Here is a 25,872-nt window from a genome sequence, read left to right as displayed (position 1 = left end):
TCACAGCCGCGCCAGACGGCGGTCGATCGCGTCCTGCAGGTGATACCAGCCGCTGACGATCGGCAGGAACCACGGCCGCCCGTCATAGAGAGGCACCGGAATCGCCGCGAAGGACGGGTCGTCGAAGGCGCTCGGCTGGTTCTGCTGGCCGAGCAGCTTCAGCGCCGATTGATGCCCGAGATAGGTCATCAGCGCGACACCGTTGCCGTTGCAACCGACGGCGAAGTCGATGCCGTCGCGCTTGCCCATATGGGCGATCTTGTCGGCGCTCATGCCAACCTTGCCGCTCCAGCAATGGCTGACCTTGTAGCCGGCGAGCTGCGGCCAGACCTTCAGCATCATGGCGTGAAGCCGCGGCGCCGCCTCGCGCTCCGGCAGGTCGAACATGCCGGGCCGGCTGCCGAACAGGATGCGCGTCCCGTCCGGGGAGGGACGCGAATAGATCAGCTCGCGCTTGGAATCGGTGATCATGCGCCGGCCGGGGTTGATCTCGGCCATCAGCGCGGGCGGCAGCGGTTCGGTCGCGATCTGGTAGCTGCGCACGCCGACGATCCGCTTGTGCAGGAAGCCGCTCGCCTTGTCGCTGTAGCCATTGGTGCCGAAGAAGACATGGCGCGCGCGCACCAGGCCGCGGCCGGTCTCGACCGCGTGGAAGCCGTTCGCGAGGGGGCCGACCGTGATGACCGGCGCATGCGAGCGGAGCTTCGCGCCGTTGGCCTGTGCAAGGCGGCGCAAGGCGCGGTGGTACTTCGCCGGATGGAGGCCGCCATAATCGTCGATGACGATGCCGCCATGGTAGAAATCCGTCCTGGTCACCTCATGCTGCCGCGACTTCGGAATCTCGTGCACGGTGACGCCGGTGTGCTTCGCCAGCAATTCGCCATGGCGGCGCAGCCGGTCGTAATGACGCGGCACATGCGCGCCGAAATAGCGTCCGAAGACGCCGAGATCGGCATCGAGGTCCTTCTCGTGGATCAGCGTCCGGAGATGCTCGTAGGACGAGAGCGAATCCTCCAGCAGCCGCTCCATGCGCGCGGCATCGACGCCCTTGATCGCGCCGCCGATGACAAGCTTCTGGCCGCTGGAGACCATGCCGCCCGAACGCGTCGAGGCGCCGGCGCCGAGCTCCTCGGCATCGACGACCGTGACGTCGACGCCGTTGCGTGCGAGTTCGGCCGCCGCCGAGAGGCCGCAATAGCCGGAGCCGACGACCAGCACATCCGTCTCTTCGGGCAGCGGATCGCGCGCGGTCTCGGGCGGGGCGGCGTCCCACCAATAGGGATCGGTGGTGAAGTTCGGCGCCAGGACGCCGGCCGGCTCAGCCATGGGTAGCCTCTCCGAAGGATCTGATATTGGACAGGAAGGCGCGGGTGCGTTCGTGGCGGGGATTGTCGAAGAAGGCACCGGGCGGCCCCTCCTCGACGATCCGCCCCTCGGCCATGAACACGACGCGGTCGGCGACCTCGCGTGCGAAGCCCATCTCATGCGTGACGACGACCATGGTCGTGCCCTCGCGGGCGAGATCCTTCATCACGTCGAGCACGCTGCCGATCGTTTCGGGATCGAGCGCCGAGGTCGGCTCGTCGAACAGGATCGCCTTCGGCCGCATGGCGAGCGCCCGCACGATCGCGACGCGCTGCTGCTGCCCGCCGGACAAGGCGGAGGGATAGTCCTGCGCCTTGTGGGCAAGGCCGACGCGCGCCAGCAGCACGCGTGCCTCCTCCTCCGCCCGGGCGCGCGGGATGCCGCGGCGCCGCTCCGGCGTGATCGTCATGTTGCGCAGGACGCTGAGATGGGGGAACAGCGAATAGTCCTGGAAGACCATGCCGACCTCGGTCCGCATCCGCTGCCAGGCACTCTCATGGTGGATGTCGACCGGGTTTCCGTCGATGCGCAGCGTGCCGTCGTCCGGTCGGACGAGGCCGTTGATGCAGCGGATCAGCGTGCTCTTGCCCGAGCCGCTCGGGCCGATCAGCACCACGACGCTGCCGGGCTCGATATCGAGGTCGATCCCGTGCAGCGCCTGATGGGCGCCGAAGCGCTTGCCGATGCCGCGCAGGCTGATCAGCGGCTGCGGGCTCATGCGGCCAGCTCGCGCAAATCGTGCTTCAGCGTCTCGCGTGCCGCCTGCAGGCGGCCCCGCTTTGCCGCGAGCGCGGCCCGGTTGGCCTCAAGCCGGACCTGCGCCGTCTCGACCGAGCGGGCGACCGCCTCCGGAGCCGGTCCGCCCGGCAATGTTCGCGCGGCCACGCTCGCCACGGGGTCTAGGCTGCGGCGCACGACCTCGGGATCGAGCCCGAGCGGACGGCCGAGCTGCTCGCGTGCGGCGTCGTCGACCATTTCGGTGGTGATGCCGTCGGCTGCGAGCCCTTTGTCCATGGCCGCGCGCACCACGCCGCCAACGACGTGATGAGCCTCACGGAAGGACAGGTCGGCATCGCGAACCATCACATCGGCGAGGTCGGTCGCCGAGGCGAAGTCCTCTGTCACCCGCCGCTTCATCAAGGGGGCGTTGGGCCGGCCGGTGGAGATGATCAGGTCGAACAGCGAGAGGCAGCGCAGGGTCTCCTCGCCCGCTTCCCAGACACCGCGCATCGCCTCGCGATTGCCGTCGATCGTGTTGGTGAAATGCGTGCCCTTCACGGCCGTCGCCGAGGAGACATAGAGCCCGAGCAGATGTCCCGCCTTGCCTTTGAGATGTTCGAGAACGACCGGGTTCTTCTTCTGCGGCATGATGCTGGAGGTGCCGGTCACGCGGTCGGGGAATTCGACCGTCTGGAACTCATGCGAGACCAGCACATGATAATCCTGCGCGACACGGCTCCAGCCGAGCGCGATCTGCGACAGACCCGCCAGGATCTCCAGGCCGAAATCGCGGGTCGCAACCGCATCGAGCGTGTTCTCGACCAGCCCTTCGAAGCCGAGCGAGGCGGCCACGGCCTCACGGTCGATGGCGAAGGTCGTACCCGCCAGCGCACCGGCGCCGAGCGGGCTGATATTGGTGCGCGCCCAGGCGTCGACGAGCCGGCCATGATCGCGCTCGAAGGACTGCGCCACGCCGGCGAGATAAAAGCCATAGGTCACCGGCTGGGCCGGCTGGAGATGGGTGTAGCCCGGCATCACCGCGTCGCGGAATCGGAAGGCGCCGTCGAGCGCATGCTCCTCGACCTGAAGCAGCGCCTGGCTGGCGTCGAGCAGCAGATCCCGCGCGCGCAGCCGGTCGAGCGCCGCCGTCAGGTCGTTGCGGCTGCGGGCGATATGCATGCGTCCGCCCGCATCGGTGCCGATCAGCTTGATCAGGTGGGCTTCGTAATTGAAGTAGGCGTCCTCGCGCTGCGGATCGAGCTCGACGACCTCCGGTCCCTCTTCTTCCATCCGCAGCAGGCCCCCGGCGAGCGACTTGGCCGCCTGCGGGGAAATCAGGCCACAGCGCGCCAGCATCAGCACATGCGCCTGATTGAGATCGCTCATATAGCTGAAGACATTGCGGAAATCCCGCGCAAGCCGCGGCGCGTAGATATGGTCGCAAACCTCTTGGGCGACCTTTTCGGTCAGGCGACGGCTGACTTTGGATTCCATGACGACGTCCTCTGGATAGCGGAAAGCGAAAAGGGGCTCAGGGAAGCTGCGTGGCTGGCTGTTCGACGGGGTGCGTTCCCGGCGCCACCCGGCTGCGATCGGCTTTCAGCCGTCTTTCGAGCCAGCGGCCAAACCAGGTCAGCGTCGAACAGATCACGAAGTAGATCAGCAGCACCGCGCCATAGACGGTGAAGGCCGGATTCCAGCCCTCCATCATCGTGGTGCGTTCGACGATGATCTGGCCGACTTTGAAGAACTCGGTGACGCCGACGAGCGCGCCGAGCGATGTCGCCTGCACGAGCAGCGTGAGCAGGCCGACGAAGGGCGGCAGGATCGAGCGCAGCGCCTGCGGCCCGGTGACGAAGAGGTAGACCTCGTAAGGCTTCAGCCCGAGCGCGGCCGCGCTCTGCCATTGATGCTTGGGAACGGAACCGAAGCCGGCCCGCACGATCTCGGTGCCATTGGCGCTGCCCCAGAGCGAGAGGCCTACGGTCACCGCAGCGAAGGGCGACAGCTCCACCCCGAAGAGCGGCGCGACGAAGAACACGAAGAAGATGTTCACGATCAGCGGGATGTCGCGGAACAGCTCGACATAGACCTTCACCGCGACGCGCAGCCAGCGGAAGCGCAGCGTCGCCAGCGTGCCGAGCACGAAGGCGATGATCGTCGAGAAGAACAGCGTCGCCAGCGCCAGCGAGAGCGTCATGGTGATGCCCTGCAGGATGAAGGGCAGGTTCTTGATCAGGAGTTCCATCGCCCTGCCTCAGACCCGGAACGGGGTGTTGAGCCGGTATTCGAGCCGGCTGGCGAAGAAGGAGAGCACGAGGACGAGCGCGAGGTAGATCACGCAGATCGCCGCGAACATCTCGATGGTGCGGAAATCCATCGAGATCCGGTCGATCGCGACATAGGTCAGCTCGGCCAGCCCGATCGCCTGGAGATAGGAGGAGTTCTTCAGAAGCGAGATCGAGGTGTTGAGCATCGAGGGCAGCCCGACGCGGATCGCCATCGGCGCGGCGACCAGCCGGAAGAAGCGCCAGGGCGAGAGGCCGAGCGAAAACGCCGCCTCGCGCAGCCCCTTGCCGACCGTCTCCAGCCCGCCGCGAATGTTCTCGATCTGGTAGGCCCCGGCCCAGAGCGTCAGGGACAGCACACCCGACCAGAACAGCGAGAGCTTCAGGCCGAGCCCCGGCAGGCCGTAGAAGATGAAGAAGAGCTGCGCGAGCAGCGGCGTGTTGCGGATGAACTCGACGTAAGCAACGACGATCTTGTCGAGCACGGGCACCTGCAGCACCCGGACCGCCGCGCCGCACAGTCCGACCACGACGGACAGGACGATCGACAGCACGCTGACCTGGATGGTCAGCCACAGGCCGCGCATCAGGGCCGGCCCCTGTGCGGCCAAATAGGCGAGATCGAATTCCATGGTCGCAGCCAACCCCGCTGTCGCGATGGAGGAACCGGAGGTGGCAGCCCACCTCCGAACAATCGGCGCGGCTCAGCGCGCCGTCGGCTTCGGCTTGGTGAAGGCGTCGGTGTAGAATGGCCGGATATCGGCCGGAATCCACTTCTCGACCCATTTCGCGTAGAGGCCCTCGGTCTTCATGCGGTCGAGCGCGGCATCGACATAGGCGAGCCATGCCGCCTCGTTCTTGCGCACGCCGACCGCGGCGTCGGAGACGGCGAAGGGCTCTCCGACCAGGCGCAGCGACGGGTCCTTCGCCGCGATCACGATCAGCGTGGCGGCGTCATGGGTGTAGGCGTCGCCGCGGCCCTGCTTCAGCGACTGCAGTGCGTCGGAGGCGGTGTTGAGTCGCAGATTGTCAACCTTCGGCATGGTGTCCTCGAACCATTTCGCCTGCGTCGAGCCCTTCAGCATGATCACGATCTTGCCGGCGACGTCGTCGAGCTTCTTGATCGGGCTGTCCTTGGCGACGAGCATGTCCGACCCGCCCCAGCGATAGGGCTTGGAGAAATCGACGACGCGGGCACGCTCCGGCGTCACCCCCAGCGTGGCGATCAGGAGATCGACCTTCTTGCCGTTGAGCTGCGGGATGCGGTTCTCGGCGGTGACGCAGGTCAGCTCGATCTTGTCGGCCGAACCGAAGGCCCAGGTGGCGATCTGGATCGCCATATCGGTCTCGACACCGGCGAACTTGCCGGTCTCGTCCTTGTAGCCATAGGGCGGCTGGTCGCAGCGCACGCCGGCCCTGAGCAGGCCGGCCGCTTTGATCGCCTCCGGCAGCGGCGGCAGGCCCTGTGCCTGTGCGCCTGACAGGGTGGCCGCAAGCGCCGTGGCGGCGAGCGCGGTAAGAGCGCCGAGGCGCGTGGCAAAAAGATGGGTCATCCGTTGTCCCTCTGTTGGATGGTTGGTCCGGGTGAAGCGCCGGTCTGCGCCGGCTGCGCGCTCGCCCTTGCGGGGCGGCGATCTCGCTGCGGAGGGCTGTCTGCCAGCACCCCGTTGGTGATGTCCCTGAAGCCGGAGCCCGTCAGCACGAGCACCGCATGGCGTCCGGCGAGCCGGCCATCCTCCGCAAGCCTCCCGAGCGCCGCCAGCGCCGAGGCGGCCGAAAGCTCGACATGGAAGCCGAGGCCGGCAAGCTTCGCCCGAGCCAGCGTGGCCGCCTCATCGTCGACCGGCACGGCCAGCCCGCCGCTCTCGCGCAGGGCCTTCACGGCTTGCCAGGTCACCGTGCTGCCGGCGATGGAGAACTGCGCCGTATCGCCCGCGAAGGTCTCGCGATAATCGGCCCCGGCCAGAACGCGCGCCAGCCGCGGGAATGGTTCTGCCGCCACCAGCCGGGGCATGCCGCGTCCCAGTTCAGCGAAGCCGAGATGCAGCCCCGACAGCAGATCGCCGCGCGAACTGGGCGCAACCACGAGGTCCGGCAGCGCGACCGCCGCGATCTCGGCCGCGACCATCTTGTAGCCTTCTATGCCGAAGGGGTTCGTGCCGACCGCCGGCAGGCGATAATTCGTCGCCGCGAAAGCACTGTCATCCACCACGCGCCGCGCCAGATGGTGCCAGCGCGCCATGCTGTCGGAGAAGCCGACGAGGGTTGCGCCATGGGCCTCGATCGCCCGGCGATAACTCGCGGGCAGAGCGTCGCTCGTCGCGATCTCGGCGGGGATGCCGGCGCGCGCAGCATAGGCGGCTACAGACAGCCCGCCATTGCCGCTCGACGCCGCCACGATCCGCGTCGCACCGCGATCCAGCGCCCGCGCCATGAGTTGGGCGCTCATCCGGTCCTTGTGCGAGCCGCTCGGATTGCACCATTCGAGCTTGAGCGAAACACGCCCGACGCCGAGGAATGCCGCGAGTTCGGGCACCTCGACCAGAGGCGTGCAGCCCTCGCCCAGCGACAGTGCCCCCGGATAGGGCAGCGCGACGGGTTCAGATCCAGGGGCATAGACGAGCCGCAGATTGGATGCGTGCCCCTGCGCCGCGCAGCGCGGACATCCCGCCTCATGCTCCGCCACCGGCCAGTCGGCTTCGCAGCGCAGACAGACCATGCCTGTCAGGCGGGGCGTCACGGCGATGGCGGGACCAGCGGACATAGACAAAAGTATTGTAGCCGGCGTCTATCTGGTCAAATGTCAGTTTTTGGCACCCCTATTCACCAGTGATATGAGGCCGCCGTGAATCTGAGACAGGTCGAAGCGTTCCGGAGCATCATGCTGCGCGGCTCCATGACCGCCGCCGCGCAGGAGTTGCGAACCTCGCAGCCCAGCATCAGCCGCCTCATCGCGGAGCTCGAAGGCGAGATCGATCTGAAACTGTTCGAGCGCAGCGCGGGGCGTCTGCGGCCGACGCCCGAAGGCCTGTCGTTCTACCGCGAGGTCGAGCGCAGCTTCATCGGGTTGGACAACCTGTCCCACGCAGCGCGCGACATCCGCGCCTTCGGTACGGGCCGGCTGAGGGTCGCGGCGATGCCGGTGATGGCGCTGGGCTTCGTCCCGCGCTGCATCCGCCGGTTCAGGGAGCGCTTCCCGAACGCCATCATCTCCCTGCAGATGGGCCACGACGGCACGGTGACGCGCTGGATGTCGTCATCCTATTGCGACATCGGCTTCGTCGCGAACCTCATCGACATCCCGATGGTCGAGCATCGTCCGCTCTATGCCATCGCTGGCGTCTGTGCCCTGCCGCCGGGACACCGCCTTGCGAAGCGCGACTGCATCAGGCCAAAGGACCTTGAGGGCGAGGCCTTCATCTCGCTGTCTCTTGAGGACGGGGCGCGGGCCCGCGTCGACCGCGTCTTCGAGAATGCCGGCGTCAGGCGCCAGCTCGCACTGGAGACGCCGTTCAGCGCCGCGATCTGCGCACTGGTCGAGCAGGGCCTTGGCGTTGGCATCGTCAATCCCATCGCCGCCGACGACTATCGGCGCAGCGGCATCGCCTTCGTGCCCTTCAAGCCGGAGGTGATGTTCCATGGCCATGCGATGTTCTCGACCCACCAGCGTGAGAATCCGCTGATCGACGGCTTTCTGAGCGTCGTGCGCGAAGAGCTCTCAGGCTACGAGGCCACGTCGGGCTGTATTTGGCCGGATTGAGCGGTCCTCGGCACCATGCGGGGCCGGGCCGTGCGCCGGCCTCGATCGTGACGATCCGTTAGCTGTCGCCGGCCTCGGCGTCGACCAGCCGGTAGCCGACGCCTGGTTCGGTGATGATGAAGCGCGGATCGGCGGCATCGTCGCCGATCTTCTCGCGGACATGCCCGACGGCGATGCGCAGGTAATGCGTGTCGGCGGCGTGGGCGGGCCCCCAGATCGTCGTCAGCAACTGCCGGTGTCCGACGAGCTTGCCGGCATTGCGCGCCAGCAGCGCGACGACGTCGAACTCCTTGCGGGTCAGTTTCACCTGGACGCCATCGACGGCGACGCCGCGGCTCGCCAGGTCGATCTCGAGTCCGCCGATGCGGATCGCGGCGGGCTCGGTCGCGCGGTCGCGTCGGCTGCGCAGCAACGCCCGCAGCCGGGCGAGCAGTTCGCCGGTCGAGAACGGCTTCGTGACGTAATCGTCGGCGCCGGCATCGAGCGCCGCGATCTTCTCGGTCTCGGCATCGCGCACGGAGAGCACCAGGATCGGCAGGCTCGACCATTCGCGGATCGCCTCGATCACAGCCTTGCCGTCCATGTCGGGCAGGCCGAGATCGAGCAGCACGGCATCGGGCGCCATGGTCGCGGCGCGTTCGACGCCAAGCCGGCCGCGATCGGCCTCCAGCATCTCGAATCCGCCGGCGCCGAGCACGATCGCGAGGAAGCGCCGGATCGGCGCCTCGTCGTCGATCACGAGGATGCGCGCGGGCTTGCTGTCGGTCATTCCGGATCATCGCTGCTGGAGGGCGCGAAAGGCAGCCTGATCACGATGGCCGTCCCGCGTCCATCCGGGCCGGCCATGGCCGCGACCGTCCCGTCATGCGCCTCGACCAGCCCCTTCACGATGGAGAGCCCGAGCCCCGTGCCCGCAGGCCGCAGATCGCCGTCGGCGACGCGGTGGAAAAGGTCGAAGACGCGCTCGCGCTCATCCTCGGGAATGCCTGGCCCCTCGTCGATCACGGCGATTGCGGCCATCGCCCCATCGCGTTTCGCCGTGATGCGGATGGCGCTTCCCGCAGGCGCATATTTCGCGGCGTTCTCGACGACATTGGCGATGGCCTGGCCGATCAGAACCGGATCGACAAGCAGCGCCGGCAGGTCGCGCGGTGTCTCGATCGCGAGGCTGTGCCTGGTCAGCACGCGCTTCAGGTCGTTGCGAACGACGCCGAGAATCTCGCGCAGATCGACAGCCGCCCGCTTTGGCGCCAGCGCGCCATGCCCGAGCCGCGTCATGTCGAGCAGGTTCTGGACATAGCGGTCGAGGCGGCGCGCCTCGTCGAGGGCGGTCGCCGTCAGCTCGCGCCGGTCGGCCGGGCTGAGCGTCCCGTCGGTTTCCGCCAGACTGGAGACCGCCCCGATCACGGTGACGAGCGGGGTGCGCAGATCGTGACTGACCGAGTTGAGCAGCGCGCCGCGCAGCTTCTCGCCCTCGGCGGAGACCCGCGCATTGGCGAGCTCCTGAGCGAGGCGCGTGCGCTCGACCGCAACCGCGACCTGATCCTCGACCGCGATCAGCAGCCGCCGCGTTTCGGGGTCGAGTCCGCGCTGCCGGTCGCGGAAGCGCACGCCGATGACGCCGAGCGTCGCGCCGGCGGTCGCCAAGGGCACGAACAGCCATTCGCTCATCGGCAACGTCGCGGTGCCGGCTCCCGCCGGTTCGTTCTTCTCGAAGGCCCAGCGCACGGCTCCCTCGGCGCGGGCATCGAGATCCTCGATCGTCGGATGCCCCTGCACCTGCTGCAGGGTTCCGCCCGCATCGGGCATCAGGATGAGCGAATGGCAGTCCAGCGTCGCAGCGATGTGGAAGGCCGCCGCCCAGAGCACGTCGTCGGTCTGCGTGGCGGAAGCGATCTTGCGGGCGAAGTCGTAGAGGGTCTCGGTGCGCCGCTGCGCCGCGCGCATCGCCTCGACCTGCGCCTTGAGACGCCCGGCCAGAGTGCCGGTGAACAGCGCGCCCAGCAAGTAGATGGCGATCGAGACCACGTCCTCCGAACGACTGATGTGGAGGGAGTAGAACGGTGGCGTGTAGAAGAAATTGTATGCGACCGAGCCCAGAGCGCCGGCGGCGAGCGACGGCCCGAGACCCCAGCGGGCGCCCACCATCAGCACCGCGATCAGATAGAGGGCCGAGATCGCGCCACCGGGAACGGCGTCCCAGATCGAGATCGGCAGTGCGAGAAGCGTCGCTACGGCGATGGCGGAGAAGGCCATGGCGTAGCCTTGCCATGCGAACCGCATGACAGGTGCCGACGAGGCCTTGCGTCGCTCGATCCGGGAATGCGGCGTCACCACCGTGATCTCGAAATCGGTCGCGTCGTCGAGCAGGCGGTCGGCGACCGGCTCGCGGAAGGCCCCGGCCAGTCTCTGCCACCAGGAGCGGTGCGAGCGCGGCCGGCCGATCACGATGCGCGAGACATTACGCTGGCGGGCATAGCGCAGCACCTCGCCCGCGACATCGCATTCCGCGCGCAGCACGACGGTTTCGGCCCCGAGCGTCTCCGCCAGCCGCAGCGCCTCGACCGTGACCGCCCGCGTCTCGGCCGGCATCGCCTCGTGCCGGGGCGTCGTCACGGTCACGACGATCCAGGGCAGCCGAGACCGCTCGGCCATGCGCTTGCCGGCCCGCACCAGGCTGCGCGCGACCGGCGCCTCGTTGATGCAGACGAGCAGGCGCTCTTCGGCGGGCCAGGGGCCTTTGACGGCGTTGGCCTGCATCCAGGCCAGCATCTCGGCATCGACCCGGCTCGCCGCCGTGCGTAGCGCGAGCTCGCGCAGCGCCGTCAGCTTGCCCTTGCCGAAGAAGTTCTCCAGCGCCTGGCCGATCTGCTGCGACACATAGACCTTGCCGTCCTTCAGTCGCTTGATCAGCTCCTCGGGGGGCAGGTCGATCAGCTCGATCTCGTCGGCCCGCTGCAGGATGTGGTCCGGCACCGTTTCCTGCACGCGCACGCCAGTGATGCGCGCGACCACATCGTTCAGGCTCTCGACATGCTGGATGTTCAGCGTGGTGACGACGTCGATGCCGGCGTCGAGCACCTCGACGACATCCTGCCAGCGCTTGGGATGGCGCGAGCCCGGCGCGTTGCTGTGCGCGAGTTCGTCGATCAAAGCGATGGCGGGCTTGCGCGCGAGCAGCGCGTCGAGGTCGAGCTCGCTCAGCATCTGGCCGCGATAGGCGACCGGGCGGCGCGGCAGTTGCTCCAGCGTCTCGAGCAGGGCGGCCGTCTCGGTCCGGCCATGGGTCTCGACCAGCGCCACCACGACGTCGAGGCCCGCGCGCTGCCGCACGCGGGCCTCCTCGATCATGGCGAAGGTCTTGCCGACACCGGGCGAGGCGCCGAGGAAGATCTTGAGGCGACCGACCCCGCCGCCTTCCTCGCCGCGGGCCTCGGCGAGGAAGGATTCAGGTGTCGGTCTCTCGTCAGGCGCGCTCGGCATCGGCTAGAGCATGGCGCGAAAAAGTGGGAACCGGTCTTTCGCCAAAGCCATGCGCCGACTCCATCTGATCTGCGGACCAGAGCATCAGCGCCCGAGCCTGTCGAGCGCGAGGTTGAGCGCCAGGACATTGACGCGGGGCTCGCCGAGAACGCCAAGCAGGCGCGGTTCGGCCTGTTCGAGCACAAGCTGCCTGACCCGCTCCTCCTGCAACCCGCGCGCCTTGGCGACGCGCGCGACCTGGAGCAGAGCCGCGTCAGGCGAGATATGCGGGTCGAGACCGGAGCCGGACGCGGTCACCAGATCGGCAGGCTGGGCGCCGCCGCCCAGCGCGGCGACCCGTTCGGAGATCGCCTGCTTCAGCGCGGCCGAGCTCGGCCCGAGATTCGAGCCGGTCGAGTTCGTGGCGTTGTAGGGGCTCTCGACGGATTTGGTCGCATCCTGCGGATCGGCGGCCGTCGTGGCCGAGGGCCGGCCGTGGAAGTAGCGCTCGGAGGCGAAGGACTGGCCGATCAGGGCCGAGCCGATCACGGTCCCATCCTTGAGGATGGCCGAGCCGTTCGCCTGCGACGGAAACACTGCCTGGGCGACGCCGGTGACGGCGAGCGGATAGGCCGCTCCCGTCAGCAGGCTGAAGACGCCGAGAAGGACGAGGGAGGGGCGAAGATAGGAGGTCATGATCAAGTCTCCTTCAGGCGAGATGCAGCAGGTCGACGATCAGGTCGATCGCCTTGATGCCGATGAAGGGGACGATGAGCCCCCCTAACCCATAGATCAGCAGGTTGCGGCCGAGCAGCTTGGAGGCCGAAGCCGGCGCATAGCGCACGCCCTTCAGCGCGATCGGGATCAGCGCGACGATGACCAGCGCATTGAAGATGATCGCCGACAGGATCGCCGATTCCGGCGTTCCCAGCCCCATGACATCGAGGACGGCCAGCCCCGGATAGGCCGCGATGAACAGCGCCGGCAGGATGGCGAAGTACTTCGCCACGTCGTTGGCGATCGAGAAGGTGGTCAGTGCGCCGCGCGAAATGAGAAGCTGCTTCCCGACCATGACGATCTCGATCAGCTTCGTCGGGTCGCTGTCGAGGTCGATCAGGTTGCCGGCCTCCTTGGCGGCTGGCGTGCCGGAATTCATCGCGACGCCGACATCGGCCTGGGCGAGGGCAGGTGCGTCGTTCGAGCCGTCGCCGCACATCGCGACGAGCCGCCCCTGCGCCTGCTCCTCCCGGATCAGGGCGAGCTTCCGCTCCGGCGTCGCCTCGGCCAGGAAATCGTCGACACCGGCCTCGGCTGCAATGGCGGCGGCCGTCAGCGGATTGTCGCCGGTGATCATCACCGTGCGGATGCCCATGCGCCGCAATTCGGCGAAGCGCTCGCGGATCGCGGGCTTCACCACATCCTTGAGGTGGATGACGCCGAGCACGGCATGGTCGCGCGCAACGACCAGCGGCGTGCCGCCCGAGGAGGCGATCTTGCGCACGGCCTGCTCGACGCCGGCCGCGAGCGTGCCGCCGGTGAGTTTCGCCATCGTGTCGGAGGCACCCTTGCGCAGCGCGATGCCGCCGGGCAGGTCGGCGCCGGACATCCGCGTCTGCGCGGTGAAGGGCACGAAGGTCGCACCTTGGCCGGCGGCGGCATCGAAGCCGAAACGCTTCGCGGCGAGATCGACGATCGACTTGCCTTCCGGCGTCTCGTCGGCGAGCGAGGCGAGGAAGGCCGCCTCCGCCAGATCGCGCTCGCTGACATTCGGTGCCGGCTCGAAGGCATGGGCCATGCGATTGCCGAAGGTGATCGTGCCCGTCTTGTCGAGCAGGAGGACGTCGATATCGCCGGCAGCCTCGACCGCGCGGCCGGATTTGGCGATGACGTTCGCCTTCACCAGCCGGTCCATGCCGGCGATGCCGATGGCCGAGAGCAGGCCGCCGATCGTGGTCGGGATCAGCGTCACGAACAGCGCCGCAAGATAGATCACGGGCAGCGTCGTGCCGGACCAGGAGGCGAAGAAGGGCAATGTCGCGACGACGAAGAGAAAGACCAGCGTCAGCGCCGCCAGCAGGATGTCGAGCGCGATCTCGTTGGGTGTCTTCTGGCGCTTGGCGCCCTCGACCAGTGCGATCATCCGGTCGAGGAAGGTCTCGCCCTGCCGCGCCGTGACGCGGACCACCAGCCAGTCCGAGACCAGCCGCGTGCCGCCCGTGACGGAGGAGCGGTCGCCGCCGGATTCGCGGATCACCGGCGCGGATTCGCCGGTGATGGCGCTTTCGTCCACCGAGGCCACGCCCTCGATGATCTCGCCATCGGTCGGGACCGTGTCGCCGGCCTCGACGAGGATGACCTCGCCGGGCTCGACCAGCTCGACCTCCTTGGTGCCGTAGACGACGCGGTCGGCGGGGTTGATCAGCACCTTGGCCAGCGCCGAGGAGCGCGTCGAGCGGAAGGCATCGGCCCGCGCCTTGCCGCGCCCTTCGGCAACGGCCTCCGCGAAATTGGCGAAAAGGACGGTGAACCAGAGCCAGATCGCGATCTGCAGACCGATCCAGAAGACCGGCCCCCCGGTCAGCCCCTCGCGGATGACGAGCGCGCTCGCCAGCACAGAGACCAGCGCGGTCGAGAAGATCACCGGATTGCGGGCGAGGCTGCGCGGATCGAGCTTGCGGAAGGCCTGCAGGATCGCAGGGCGGATGATGACGGGCGAGAAAAGGCCCATCTCGGCGGGAGCATGCTTGCTCATGCGATGACTTTCCAACTGTCTCAGAAGCTCTGCCCGGCCAGGATCGACACGTGTTCTGCGATCGGGCCGAGGGCGAGGATGGGAAGGAAGGTGAGGGCGCCGACGATCAGGATCGTCGCCACCAGAAGCGTGACGAAGAGCGGCCCATGCGTCGGGAAGGTGCCGGCCGTCTCGGCTGCAGGACGCTTGGCCGCGAGGCTTCCGGCGATGGCGAGGATCGGGACGATGTAGCCGAAGCGACCGAGCATCATCGCGACGCCGAGGAAGGCATTGTGCCAGGGCGTGTTGGCGGTGAAGCCGGCGAAGGCCGAGCCGTTGTTGCCGGTCGCCGAGCTGTAGGCATAGAGCAGCTCGGACAGCCCGTGCGGCCCGGCGTCCTGCACCGAGGATTGCGCCTGCCCTGTCGCGATGGCGAGCGAGGCCAGCGCCAGGATTCCGAGCGGCATCACCAGCAGGGTCAGCGCCGCGAGCTTGATCTCCCGCGCCTCGATCTTCTTGCCGAGATATTCCGGCGTCCGACCGACCATCAGCCCCGCCAGGAAGACGGTGATGATGACGAAGAGCAGCATGCCGGTGAGCCCGACGCCGACGCCGCCATAGATGACCTCGCCAAGCTGGATGTTGAGCATCGCGACGAGCCCGCCGAGCGGCGTGAAGGAATCGAGCATGGCGTTGACCGAGCCGTTGGAAGCCGCCGTCGTCGCGGCCGCCCAGAGCGTCGAGGCGAGGATGCCGAAGCGGACCTCCTTGCCCTCCATATTGCCCGCAGTTGCATCGACCAGCCCGGCATGGAGCGGATTGCCGAGGCGCTCCGCGCTATAGATCGCCGCGAAGCCGACGAGGAACAGCACCGCCATGGCCGCGAACAGGGCGCGGCCCTGCCGGCGGTCGCCGACGAGCCGGCCATAGGTGAGGCAGAAAGCGACCGGGATCAGCAGGATCGAGATCGTCGTCAGCAGGTTCGAGAGCGCGGTCGGGTTCTCGAAGGGATGCGCCGAATTGACGTTGAAGAAGCCGCCGCCATTGGTGCCGAGCTGCTTGATCGCGATCTGGCTCGCGACCGGGCCGAGTGCGATGCTCTGCTTCGCGCCTTCCAGCGTCGTCGCGTCGAAGGAGCCTTGCAGCGTCTGCGGCAGGCCGAGCCCGACCAGCATGAGCGCCAGCAGGAGCGCGGCCGGCAGCAGGATGTAGAGCGTCACCCGGGTCAGATCGACCCAGAAGTTGCCGAGCACCCGCGTCTGCTTTGCCGCGAAGCCCCGCGCCACGGCGGCAGCGACAGCCGCGCCGCTCGCCGCGGAAACGAAGTTCTGCGTCGTCAGCCCGAGCATCTGGCTGAGATTCGAGAGCGTCGTCTCGCCGCCATAAGACTGCCAGTTGGTATTGGTGACGAAGGAGATCGCGGTGTTGAAGGCGAGATGCGCCGACAGCCCGTCAAAGCCCTGCGGATTCAGCGGCAGCCAGTTCTGGAAGCGCAGCATCAGGAAGAGCAGGACGAAGCCGGCCGAATTGAAGGCCAGCAGCGAAAAAGCATAGGCCTGCCAGCGCTGGGACTGGGGCTGGCTTTGGCCGGCCAGCGCGAGGATCGCGTTCTCGATGGGCGCCAGGAAGCGGGCCTCACCGGTGAAGACGCGCGCCATGTAGTGGCCGAGCGGCCAGGCCGCGAGCAAGAGCAGCGCAGCGAAGAGGAGGAACTGGATCATATCGAGGGTCATCGGTGCGACCTCTCAGAAGGATTCGGGGCGCAGCAGCGCCTTGAGGAGATAGACGAGCAGAACGAGCACGGCCGTCAGCCCGAGGATGATGTCGAGGGGCATGATTCGCCTCACAGCCGGTCAGCGGCAGCGACGGCGAGGCCGGCGAGCCCGAAAAGCCCGAGGCCGCCGAGCAGGAACAGGATGTCGAGGGTCATGGAGAGCTCCGATCGCGTGTCCGATCGTAGCTAGGGGCGCTGCCCGTAACGCCGCCATCTCGAATGCAGGGCGGGTCCGTAAAGTCTGCGTAAAGCGGCAACGACGGCCGCGTCGAGGCGATTTTCGGTCCCGAAACGCCAGTGCGGCCCGAATGCGAAGGGCCCGTTCCGGATAAGAACCTCCCTTTCCGCTTCGGACGCGGGTCTTGGTCGACAGCTTGACGATGGCGCGCCGCTCATGTGTGACATCCATACCCGGCTTACCAACCGTACTTTTTCCATCACTACGCGACGCTGCGACCACTGCCGACCATGCGGCGGTTTGGGAACCGGGCGGCCATCTCGGCGCGAGCCGGTGTCGGGTCCGCCTGCGTGATCAAGGGTTGGTCCGGACGCGCGAATGGTCTGTAGTGACCTCGCTGATTCGGTTGGGGGACCTGATCTCATTGAGGTAATGCGCGGTAGGGCCGCGTTAACCTTTGTTAATCAAGGGTCAATGCATGATGACGTTTCCCCCCCGCTGGCCCTCATGCGGATGAGCCCATCCTGCCCCCCAGCTCTCGCATCTGCTCGCAACGGAACGCGGCGGAGCCTGGCGATTGTTGCGACGGTCACCTGGCTGGGCGTGGCGGTTGCGGGCTGCGGCGGGCAGAGGCTGACGGATGATGAACTGTCGTTCGCGACACGCGCCACCGCCGTCGAGCCGAGCCGCGCTTTGGTGATCCTGCCTCCAGGCGCTCCCCCGGTGGTGAGCGTCACGCAGCGCAACTACGACAACGCCATTTCCCAGGCCATCAGCCTGACGACGCGCGGTCGCACGCCGGGCGAGAACGGGATCGACGTCGCCTTCCTGACGGCGGCCGATGTTCCAGACGACACCGGCGTCGAAGGCAGGCTCCTGCCGAATCCCAGCATCGAGGATTTCGCCATCGCGCGCGAGATGGAGGAACGGCTGCCGGGCGTCGCCATGGCGCCAGCCGCCATCTACGTCCAGAATCGCTATGGCCCCTTCGGCTATGCCTTCGGCCGCGGCGCGGCGGGCGATGGCTGCCTCTACACCTGGCAACGGATCGCGAGCGGCGACAGCGTCTTCCGCCCCAAATCGGGCCTGATCTCCGTCCGGCTGCGTGTCTGCGAGCCCGGCGCCTCGGAAGCGAGCCTGCTGCGATTGGCCTATGGCTATTCGATCAACGGCTCGCTCAGGCGGTCCGGCTGGAATCCGATCGGCGATGCGCCGCAGCCGCAGCCGCAGGCGGGGCTCGGCGAAGCCGGCGTGCCGATCTATCCCGTGGCCCAAACTGCCTGGCCCGATACGGCCGAGGGACAGAAGCAGGCCGCAGGCCCGCGAGCTGCGCGCAGCCATCGGCCGCGGCCTGTTCGTAGCGAAGCCGTGGAGCCCATCCCGGACCGACCCCTGGAAGGATATCCGATCGTCCCGCCGCCACCCGCCCCCTGAACCCAGGCACTCGGAACCCAGGCACTCGGAACCGAAGCGTTCTCAATACAAGCACTCTGAACTTAGGCACCTGACCCCGAGCATGATGGCACGAAGCCCGATGCGAACAGCAAGCTACGTCATCGTCTGGGCCGTGATCGCCGCCGTGGTCGTCCTGATGATCACCCTGCCGATCAGCTTGCAGGCTCATCTGATCGCGGGCGCGATCGTGGTCAGTGCCATGATCGTGCTGAAATTCCTGCGCCCTCGCGGTGTCTGGCGGCTGATTGCGTTGGGGCTCGGGACCGCCATCGTGCTGCGTTACATCTATTGGCGTACCACCAGCACGTTGCCGGCGGTGAACCAGATCGAGGACTTCATCCCTGCGATGACCCTCTATCTGGCCGAACTCTACAACATCGGCATGCTGTTCCTCAGCCTGTTCGTGGTGGCGATGCCCTTGCCGCGGCGCAAGACGCCGCCCATCGATCCGCAGACCGCGCCGACGGTCGACGTCTTCGTGCCGACCTACAATGAAGACCCCGAGCTGCTGGCGACGACGCTCTCGGCGGCGCTCGCGATGGATTATCCGGCGGATCGACTGAAGGTCTTTCTGCTCGACGATGGCGGCACCGACGAGAAATGCAACGCGGACAACTTCGTCGCAGCCAGCGCCGCCAGGGAACGCCGCGCCACCCTCCAGGCTCTCTGTGCGGGCCTCGGCGTCACCTACCTGACGCGCGAACGCAATCTCAGCGCCAAGGCCGGCAATCTCAATAACGGGATCGCTCATTCGCAGGGCGAGCTGATCGTGGTCTTCGATGCCGATCACGCACCCGCCCGGTCCTTCCTCACCGAAACGGTCGGCTATTTCGGGCTGGATCCGAAGCTCTTCCTGGTGCAGACGCCGCACTTCTTCATCAACCCGGATCCGCTGGAGCGAAATCTCAGGACCTTCAAGGACATGCCGTCGGAGAATGAGATGTTCTACGGCATCATCCAGCGCGGCCTCGACAAATGGGATGCCTCGTTCTTCTGCGGTTCGGCCGCCGTGCTCCGCCGCACCGCGCTCGAGACGACCAACGGCTTCCAGGGACGCAGCATCACGGAGGATGCCGAGACGGCGATCACGCTGCACGCCACGGGCTGGCACAGCGTCTATGTCGACAAGCCGCTGATCGCCGGGCTGCAGCCGGCGACCTTCGCGAGCTTCATCGGGCAGCGTTCGCGCTGGGCCCAGGGAATGATGCAGATCCTGATCTATCACCGGCCATTGTTCAAAAGCGGGCTCTCGCTGCCGCAACGGCTCTGCTACTGCTCCTCGGCGCTGTTCTGGCTGTTCCCCTTCGCGCGGCTGATCTTTTTGGTCTCGCCACTGTTCTATCTCTTTTTCGGGTTGCAGATCTTCACGGCATCGGGCGGCGAGTTCTTCGCCTATATTCTGAGCTATATGGTCGTGAACCTGATGATGCAGAACTACCTCTATGGTCGCTATCGCTGGCCATGGATCTCGGAGCTCTACGAATTCATCCAGTCCGTCTATCTGCTGCCCGCCGTGATCTCGGTCATGCTCAATCCGAGCAAGCCGACCTTCAAGGTCACCGCGAAGAACGAGTCGCTGGAAACGCGCCACGTCTCGGAACTGGGCAAGCCCTTCTTCATCATCTTCGCCGTGCTGGCGCTGGGCGTCGTCGCCACGTATTGGCGCACCATCACCGAGCCCTACAATGCCGACACGACGCTGGTGGTGGGCCTCTGGAACTTCCTCAACCTGTTGATGGCGGGTTGCGCGCTCGGCGTCGTTTCGGAGCGACCGGAGGGGCGTGCCGCCAGGCGCTTCGCGGTCAGGCGTCGGGGGGAGATCACGTTCAACGGAGAGACGGCGCCGATCGTGACGGAGAATGCCTCGGTCGATGGCATCGCGCTGCGCATCATCTCGTCGACGCTGGACAAGCTGCCTGTTGGCAGCGAGGCGCAGATCTCTTTCGAAACCACGATCGATATGCCACGCGGCACACTGCCGGTCCGCGTGATGCGCCTCACGCCCGACGAGAAGGGGGTACTGCTGGGCTGCCGCTACCTCGCCAGCGAACCTCTGCACAGCCGCATGATCGCCGATCTTGCCTTTTCCGACGCAGAGAGGTGGTCGCTCTTTCAGAAGGCCCGGCGCCAGAATATGGGCGTGATCTACGGAACCGTGCGTTTCCTGCGCATCGCGCTTTTCCAGACAAGCCGCGGCCTGTCGTATTTCTTTGGCCTCTATCGTTTGCAGCGCTCGCCCACCGTGAAAGCGGAGGCGCCGAAATGAGGCGGGTTCCGCTGCCCCTGCTGGCCGTCTTGGCCGTTCCGTTCCTGTGCGGCTTTGGGTTCACCCAGGGCGTTCGCGCGCAGTCGGTGCCGCCTGGTCCTGCCCCCTTTCAGATCGTGCCGCCCGAGCAGCAACCGGCGGCAAGACCCGTTCCGGCCGAGCCGGCTCCTCCTCCTGTGGCCCAACCGCCGCGCCCCGCGGCCACGGCCGGGCAGGCCGCCTTCGCCTACAAGCCCTTGCTGCCGGCAGCCCGCGTTACGCTCGAGGGCGAGAGTGACTCGCGCAGTTGGGCTTTCCACCTGACGCAGGACGAAGCCGGCGCCGAGCTGAACCTCGAGGTGGCGTTCCAGAACGCCCTCGTCGTGATGCCGGAAGCCTCGCGATTGACCGTCAGGGTCAATGGCGAGCGCGTCATCGAGCAGCCGATCGCCTCCTCCGACCGCCTGGCACGGTTGTCGGTGGCCATCCGCAAGGGCCTCTTGCGACCGGGTCAGAATACGATCCGGTTCGAGGCAGTGCACCGTCATCGGACCGACTGCACCGTGGCTTCCACCTATGAACTCTGGACGCGCATCGACGGCGCCGGCACGAAGCTGAGCTTCCGCGGCAGCGATGTCCGCCAGTTCCGTCCTCTGACCATCGACGATCTGCCGGCGGTGGGCGGCGACGAGAGCGGTCAGACGACGATCAACATTGTCGCGCCCAGCGCGTCACGCGCGATCGCCGGCAATACCATCCTGGCGGTCGCCCAGGCCGTAGCCGTGCGCGGGCGTTATGCCCAGGCCGTGATGCGTGTCTCGGAGCGGGCGCCCGAGCGCTCGCGCCCCGGTTCGCTGACAGTCGTCATCGGAACGGCGAACGAACTGGGCGAGGTGCTCGGAGCGGTTCCCGAGGAGGCCGCCACGCGTAGCTTCCTGGGCTTCGTTGCCAGCCAGAAGCTGGGCCCCGCCACGCTCCTCGTCACCGGCCAGGGGTGGCCCGAGATCGAGGCGATCGTCGCCAAGATCCTGACCGAGCCGGTGTCCCGCCCGACCAACATGAACCGGACACGGATGGACACGGCCAGCTGGCACATGCCGGATGCGCCCTTCATCTCGAACAGCCAGGTCCTGCGCTTCGCCGACCTCGGCGTTTCCACGCAGGAATCGACTGGCCGGCGCATGCGCGTGCGCTCCGTCATCGCTCTGCCCGGGGACTTCTACGCCAACGCCTATGGCGAGGCGACGCTTTACCTTGACGGCGCCTATTCCAAAGACGTTCTTCCCGGCGTCAGCCACATCGAAATCTTCGTCAACGGGAACGTCGCCGCGACGGTGCCACTCAACACCACGACCGGCGGCCTTTTCCAGCAGTTCCCGATCACCGTGCCGTTGCGCCATTTCCGGCCGGGCATCAACGAGGTCTGGCTGGAAGCCGTCACGCTCGCGAAGACCGATCTCACTTGCGGACCGGGCGCCACCTTGCCGGGCAGGAATCGCTTTGCGCTTTTCGACACGACGTCCCTCTCGATTCCGGATTTCGCGAAGATCGGCGTCAAACCGAACCTTGCCGCGACAGCCGGCACGGGATTTCCGTATTCGGTGGCTCCACGCGTGGCGCTGATCATGGGGCGGCTCGACACCGCCAATTTCGGCGCTGCGGCGACGCTTCTGGGGCGGCTGGCCCAGCGCGCCAGCCGCCCCCTCGCGGTCGACACGCTGGCGAACGCGGCGGCCGTGGGAGATCGGCCTGTCCTGATCGTGGGCGCCGTCGGCCAGCTGCCGAGCGGAATTCTGCCGCGCGTGGGCGTGGCCGACAGCATCCGCACCACCTGGCCGCTGCGCGCCGACGCGGTGGTGGTCACGCCCGATGCCGAAGGTGGCGCCGTGTTCGATGCCGTTCTGAATCGCTTTCAGGGCCGACAGACGACGCCGGAGGATTCGGGCGGCGTCGCACCCTCCACAAACGAGATCCGTGACCGCTGGCGGACATCGCTCGGTGGCCCGCTCGCACGCTATTTCGTCGCGTTCGACGGCTGGCTCCAACGGACCTTCGATCTGTCCTTCGCCCAGTTGCGAGCACCATCGCGGGCTCGCTCCCTCTATGAGCCGGCCGAGGGAACCGACCTGATCGCGGCGCAGGCCGCCGATCCGGAGACACGGCAGGTCTGGACGGCCTTCATCGCCCGGCGCGAGGAAACGCTCGAAAGCAGCGTCGCCCGCATCGTCTCGCCGGGCAACTGGGCGAGCATGGCCGGCAAGATCACGGCCTTCCGCGGCGCCGAGGAGACCCATGTCCTCTCCGCCGACAGCACCTCCTTCGTGATGACGCGCCCCTTCAGCCTGGCGAATATGCGTCTCGTCCTCGCCAACTGGATGTCGAGCAATATTGGCGTCTATGCCTTGGCACTTCTGGCTGCCTGTATCGCCCTCGGGATCGGCACGTCGCTGATGCTTGGACGGCTGGGGAGGCGATCGTGACGAGGTTGCTTGCCACCTTTGCTGCGGCCATGATGATGCTGACATCCGGCGCCCAGGCCGCATTTCCCGATGGCGCCTGGGAACTCTACCGGCAGAAATTCGTCACGCCTGAAGGACGGGTCATCGACGATGCCAATGGCGGGATCAGCCACAGCGAGAGCCAGGGCTATGGCCTGTTGCTGGCCTGTCTGGCCGGCGACCGCAGCAGCTTCGCGCGGATTTTTGGCTTCACGCGAACGGAGCTGCTGATCCGCGACGACGGGCTGGCGGCCTGGCGTTGGGACCCAAAGGCCAGCCCCCACGTCACCGACATCAACAACGCCAGCGACGGCGATCTTCTGATCGCGGAAGCGCTCGGTTGTGCGGGCACGCGCTGGAACATGCCTGCCTATACGACGGCGGCGCGCCAGATTGCCCGGTCGCTGGCGAAGGTCGCGTTGCTCAGGCGCGGCAGCGAGACATGGCTGATGCCCGGCGCGGCCGGCTTCGCGGAGAAGGACAGGCCGGACGGTCCGGTGGTCAACCCTTCCTATTGGGTCTTCGAGGTATTTCCTGCCTTGGTCCAGCTCACCGGTGACCAGAACTGGATGCAGGTGCACGCGAGCGGCCTGCGGCTGCTCGACACTCTCGCAAAGGCGAAAATGCTGCCGCCGGAGTGGGTATCGGTAAGGGGCCCGCCCAAACCGGCGGAAGGGTTTCCCGCTCAATTCGGCTACAACGCGATCCGCATCCCGCTTTACCTGATGCGTGCGGGACTGGCCGACAAGGCACGCATCGAGCCGTTCCGGCAGGCATGGGCTGGCGGCACGGCGGTGATCGATGTCAGGACCGGCAAGCCTGTCGAGCCGCTGCCTGACCCCGGCTACCGCATTCTCGCCGCAGCCATGGCCTGCGTCGTGGACAAGACGGCGATCCCGGCCGATCTGAGGACGTTCCAACCGACGGCCTATTATCCCTCGACGCTGCATCTCCTGTCCCTCTCGATGCTCCGGGAGAGGTATCCGCAATGCATGTGAAGCATTTTGTTCTGGCGATCGCCGCCTCGAGCGCCGCCTTTTACGCCGTCGGTCGCAACAGTCAGAAGGCCGATCTTTCGCTGGGCGCCCCGTCGACGATCCAGTCCGCAATGGCGGCAGGAAGCTCCACTCCCGATGCGCCGCCTGCCACGACGGAGATCGTCCAGGCCCCGTCGACTGCGACCCCGGTTGCGCCGCTTCCATCGGCCCAGGCCGGCCAGCAGCCGCAGCGCCCACCCGCGGTCGACGAAAGCGCGCTGCGTTATTTTGCGGCTCAGGGCGACACGCGCCGCCTGGAGGCCGAACTCGCCCGGCTGCGGGCGCTCTATCCGGAATGGAAGCCACCCGCTGATCTGACGTCCCCGTTTCCGACCGGAGACGCCGAGCTGGAGCGGATGTGGAAGCTTTTCTCGGAGGGCAAGATCGCCGAGGCACGGGCTGCCATCGCACAGCGCAGCACGGTGGATACGGCCTGGCGAGCACCGGATGATCTCGTCGCCCGGCTCGATGCCGCCGAGGCAGCGCAGCGACTGGTGAACGCTTCGAATGCGAGGCAGTGGGAGCAGGTCATCAGACTCGGCACCGAGACGCCGGCGTTGCTGACCTGCGCGAATGTCGATGCGCTTTGGCGCGTAGCCGAGGCGTTCGTGAATACCGGCAAGCCCGAGCGCGCCCGGGACGCCTATGCCTATGTCCTCGGCAACTGCAACACGCCGGCCGAGCGGGTCGGCACCATGCAGAAGGCCCTCGCCACGCTGTCCGACCCGCTGACGGAACAATTGCTGGCGCAGGAGAGGCAGACCGAGTTCTCGAGCATCCGCGACGAAATTGCCCGGCGGCGGATCGGACGGGCAGCAGAGGATTCCACGCTCGTCGTGTCACCGGACGATCTTCGGCGTGTGGAAATGCTCGCAAATGCCGCGACGACGCCCGACGATGCCATTCTGCTTGGCTTTCATGCGCTGCGCCGCAACGATCCGGTCAAGGCTGAGACCTGGTTCAAGACGGCGCTGTCGCGCAATGGCGGAGCCAAGGCAGCCGAAGGCGCCGTTCTCGCGCTCGGAGCCAACCGGAAATACCAGGAGGCCGAGGCGCTGGGTGCGCAATGGCTCGAGGCCGGTGCTGCCAACCGCAAGGCCTATCTCGATGTCGCGATGACCCTGACCACCCAGGAGCCGCCCCCCCGGCTCGACCGTGCGGTCCTCGATCGGATCGCGAAGACCGTCGGCACGGATCGCTACGCGCCTGGCGCCGCAGGCCTTGGCTGGTATGCCTACAACTCCGGCCAGATTTCGCCAGCCGCCACCTGGTTCGAGACCGCCCGCAACTGGGATCGTGCCTATGAGCCCGCCGCCTATGGATTGGCTTTGACGCGACAGCGCCTGCGAGACCAGGCTGGCCTGCGTGCGCTCATGACGGAATGGGGGCGCCGCTCCGAGCGGATTGCGACCCTTCTCGATCCGCGACGCAACCTTGCGACGAACAGGCAGGAGGCGCCTCGGCCAGATCTGGCCCCGCAAGACTTGGGTCGACAAGACCTGGGCCGCCAAGACCTGGGTCGACAAGACAGGGCCGCGGAAGCCACGGCGCTTCCGCCGGCCCACAGGCCTGCCGATCTGGTGCCAAGCCGCACGGCCCGTGCCGATACGGTTAGACAATTCGTTCAGGAGGATGTCGATGCCGCGCCCGCGCAACGTCGCCGCGGCGCGCAGGCCCGCCCGTCCGGCGGCTGCGGCAACGGCATGTCCGGCGCTGCCGCCCTGCAGCGTGGCTGGTGTCTGCTCAATCTGAAGCGCCCGGCCGCTGCGGCCGAGGCCTTCGATGCGGCCATGCGCAGCGGCAGCGCACAGGTCGTGGCCGACGCCGCGGCAGGCAAAACCTATGCAAAACTTCAGCAGGGGCTGACAGCGGAGGCCAGCGCCGCGGCGGCCGGCACGAACCTGCCTCCTGCGCGGCGCGGCGAACTCTCCGCCCTGCTGCTGTCCGAGAGGTTCTTTGCCCAATACGACGCGAAGGACTTCACCGGGGCGCTCGTGACGCTGTCGGAGCGTGCGCGGCATGCACCCGAAACCTCCGATCTGATGTTGATGCGCGGCTGGTCCTACTTCAATCTCGGCCGCTACGATGACGCCAGCAAGGTGTTTACGGCGCTGTACCGGGTCAATGCGTCGCCGCAGGCGCTCTCCGGATTGAGCGCGATCCGCGATATCACGCAGCGGAACAGATACTGAGGCCATGGCGCAGGACCGGCGGAAGCGGTCATTCCGAATGGAGAGGTCACATGGGAGCGGAGCTTGCCGGGTTCCGGAGTTGGCAGGCAGGCCAGTCGCCATTTTGGGCTGTCGATCGCGGTTGGGCGCCAGTTTTGTCGGAAACGCAGATCCATAGAATTTGATAC

General features: G+C 67.1%; 19 protein-coding genes. 6 read left to right on the top strand and 13 right to left on the bottom strand.

What is annotated here, in order from left to right:
* From C8D03_RS07710 to C8D03_RS07680, 7 genes are all read right to left on the bottom strand, one after another.
* Positions 1–1,326: an NAD(P)/FAD-dependent oxidoreductase gene (locus C8D03_RS07710; protein WP_108045742.1), complete on the bottom strand. Its 1,326-nt coding sequence runs from the start codon at positions 1,324–1,326 to the stop codon at positions 1–3.
* Positions 1,319–2,083 carry an amino acid ABC transporter ATP-binding protein gene (locus tag C8D03_RS07705; RefSeq protein WP_108045741.1) on the bottom strand — a complete coding sequence of 255 codons (765 nt, stop codon included), beginning with the start codon at positions 2,081–2,083 and terminating at the stop codon, positions 1,319–1,321. The genes C8D03_RS07710 and C8D03_RS07705 overlap by 8 nt, the downstream gene beginning before the upstream one ends.
* Positions 2,080–3,579 (bottom strand): argininosuccinate lyase, encoded by a 1,500-nt coding sequence (gene argH / locus C8D03_RS07700; RefSeq protein WP_108045740.1) that lies wholly within the window; start codon positions 3,577–3,579, stop codon positions 2,080–2,082. The genes C8D03_RS07705 and argH overlap by 4 nt, the downstream gene beginning before the upstream one ends.
* A gap of 37 nt (positions 3,580–3,616) precedes the next feature.
* The gene (locus C8D03_RS07695) at positions 3,617–4,333 is read right to left on the bottom strand and encodes an amino acid ABC transporter permease (protein ID WP_108045739.1); all 717 of its coding nucleotides are present in this window, start codon (positions 4,331–4,333) and stop codon (positions 3,617–3,619) included.
* Between the two features lie 9 nt (positions 4,334–4,342).
* The gene (locus C8D03_RS07690) at positions 4,343–5,005 is read right to left on the bottom strand and encodes an amino acid ABC transporter permease (RefSeq protein ID WP_108045738.1); all 663 of its coding nucleotides are present in this window, start codon (positions 5,003–5,005) and stop codon (positions 4,343–4,345) included.
* Between the two features lie 72 nt (positions 5,006–5,077).
* Positions 5,078–5,926 (bottom strand): transporter substrate-binding domain-containing protein, encoded by an 849-nt coding sequence (locus tag C8D03_RS07685; protein WP_108045737.1) that lies wholly within the window; start codon positions 5,924–5,926, stop codon positions 5,078–5,080.
* Positions 5,923–7,137, bottom strand: a complete 1,215-nt coding sequence (locus C8D03_RS07680) for a pyridoxal-phosphate dependent enzyme (protein WP_181300776.1) — start codon at positions 7,135–7,137, stop codon at positions 5,923–5,925. The genes C8D03_RS07685 and C8D03_RS07680 overlap by 4 nt, the downstream gene beginning before the upstream one ends.
* Before the next feature lie 81 nt (positions 7,138–7,218).
* Here C8D03_RS07680 and C8D03_RS07675 point away from each other — a divergent pair, with 81 nt between their 5' ends.
* Positions 7,219–8,133: a LysR substrate-binding domain-containing protein gene (locus C8D03_RS07675; protein WP_108045736.1), complete on the top strand. Its 915-nt coding sequence runs from the start codon at positions 7,219–7,221 to the stop codon at positions 8,131–8,133.
* Between the two features lie 58 nt (positions 8,134–8,191).
* On the opposite strand, the gene C8D03_RS07670 is transcribed toward C8D03_RS07675, so the two are convergent.
* The 6 genes from C8D03_RS07670 to C8D03_RS07645 all read right to left on the bottom strand — a co-directional run bounded on the left by C8D03_RS07670 (position 8,192) and on the right by C8D03_RS07645 (position 16,161).
* Entirely contained in the window at positions 8,192–8,902 is a 711-nt protein-coding gene (locus C8D03_RS07670) for a response regulator (protein ID WP_108045735.1), read from the bottom strand.
* Positions 8,899–11,616, bottom strand: a complete 2,718-nt coding sequence (locus tag C8D03_RS07665; RefSeq protein WP_108045734.1) for a sensor histidine kinase — start codon at positions 11,614–11,616, stop codon at positions 8,899–8,901. Before C8D03_RS07665 ends, C8D03_RS07670 begins: the two co-directional genes overlap by 4 nt.
* Positions 11,617–11,700: 84 nt before the next feature.
* The gene (kdpC, locus tag C8D03_RS07660; RefSeq protein ID WP_108051339.1) at positions 11,701–12,291 is read right to left on the bottom strand and encodes a potassium-transporting ATPase subunit KdpC; all 591 of its coding nucleotides are present in this window, start codon (positions 12,289–12,291) and stop codon (positions 11,701–11,703) included.
* A gap of 13 nt (positions 12,292–12,304) precedes the next feature.
* Entirely contained in the window at positions 12,305–14,347 is a 2,043-nt protein-coding gene (kdpB, locus tag C8D03_RS07655; protein ID WP_108045733.1) for a potassium-transporting ATPase subunit KdpB, read from the bottom strand.
* A gap of 20 nt (positions 14,348–14,367) precedes the next feature.
* On the bottom strand, positions 14,368–16,059 hold the full coding sequence (gene kdpA, locus C8D03_RS07650) for a potassium-transporting ATPase subunit KdpA (RefSeq protein ID WP_108045732.1): 1,692 nt from the start codon (positions 16,057–16,059) through the stop codon (positions 14,368–14,370).
* A 12-nt stretch (positions 16,060–16,071) separates the two neighbouring features.
* Positions 16,072–16,161 (bottom strand): potassium-transporting ATPase subunit F, encoded by a 90-nt coding sequence (locus C8D03_RS07645; protein ID WP_108045731.1) that lies wholly within the window; start codon positions 16,159–16,161, stop codon positions 16,072–16,074.
* 495 nt (positions 16,162–16,656) lie between these two features.
* On the opposite strand from C8D03_RS07645, the gene bcsN reads away from it, so the two are divergent.
* From bcsN to C8D03_RS07620, 5 genes are all read left to right on the top strand, one after another.
* Positions 16,657–17,712, top strand: coding sequence for a cellulose biosynthesis protein BcsN (bcsN, locus tag C8D03_RS07640; protein WP_108045730.1), 1,056 nt, complete (start codon positions 16,657–16,659; stop codon positions 17,710–17,712).
* A 100-nt stretch (positions 17,713–17,812) separates the two neighbouring features.
* A complete protein-coding gene (bcsA, locus tag C8D03_RS07635) occupies positions 17,813–19,999 on the top strand; it encodes a UDP-forming cellulose synthase catalytic subunit (RefSeq protein WP_108045729.1) in 2,187 nt (728 codons plus the stop codon).
* 176 nt (positions 20,000–20,175) lie between these two features.
* Positions 20,176–22,458: a cellulose biosynthesis cyclic di-GMP-binding regulatory protein BcsB gene (locus C8D03_RS07630; RefSeq protein WP_181300771.1), complete on the top strand. Its 2,283-nt coding sequence runs from the start codon at positions 20,176–20,178 to the stop codon at positions 22,456–22,458.
* A gap of 29 nt (positions 22,459–22,487) precedes the next feature.
* On the top strand, positions 22,488–23,474 hold the full coding sequence (locus tag C8D03_RS07625) for a glycosyl hydrolase family 8 (protein ID WP_108045727.1): 987 nt from the start codon (positions 22,488–22,490) through the stop codon (positions 23,472–23,474).
* Positions 23,465–25,705: a tetratricopeptide repeat protein gene (locus C8D03_RS07620; RefSeq protein WP_108045726.1), complete on the top strand. Its 2,241-nt coding sequence runs from the start codon at positions 23,465–23,467 to the stop codon at positions 25,703–25,705. Before C8D03_RS07625 ends, C8D03_RS07620 begins: the two co-directional genes overlap by 10 nt.
* Positions 25,706–25,872: the final 167 nt, after the last annotated feature.

Source organism: Bosea sp. 124 (assembly GCF_003046175.1).
Taxonomy (GTDB): Bacteria; Pseudomonadota; Alphaproteobacteria; order Rhizobiales; family Beijerinckiaceae; genus Allobosea.
The sequence above is the reverse complement of the archived record's forward strand: the minus strand, read 5'-3'. Positions and strand labels throughout refer to the sequence as shown.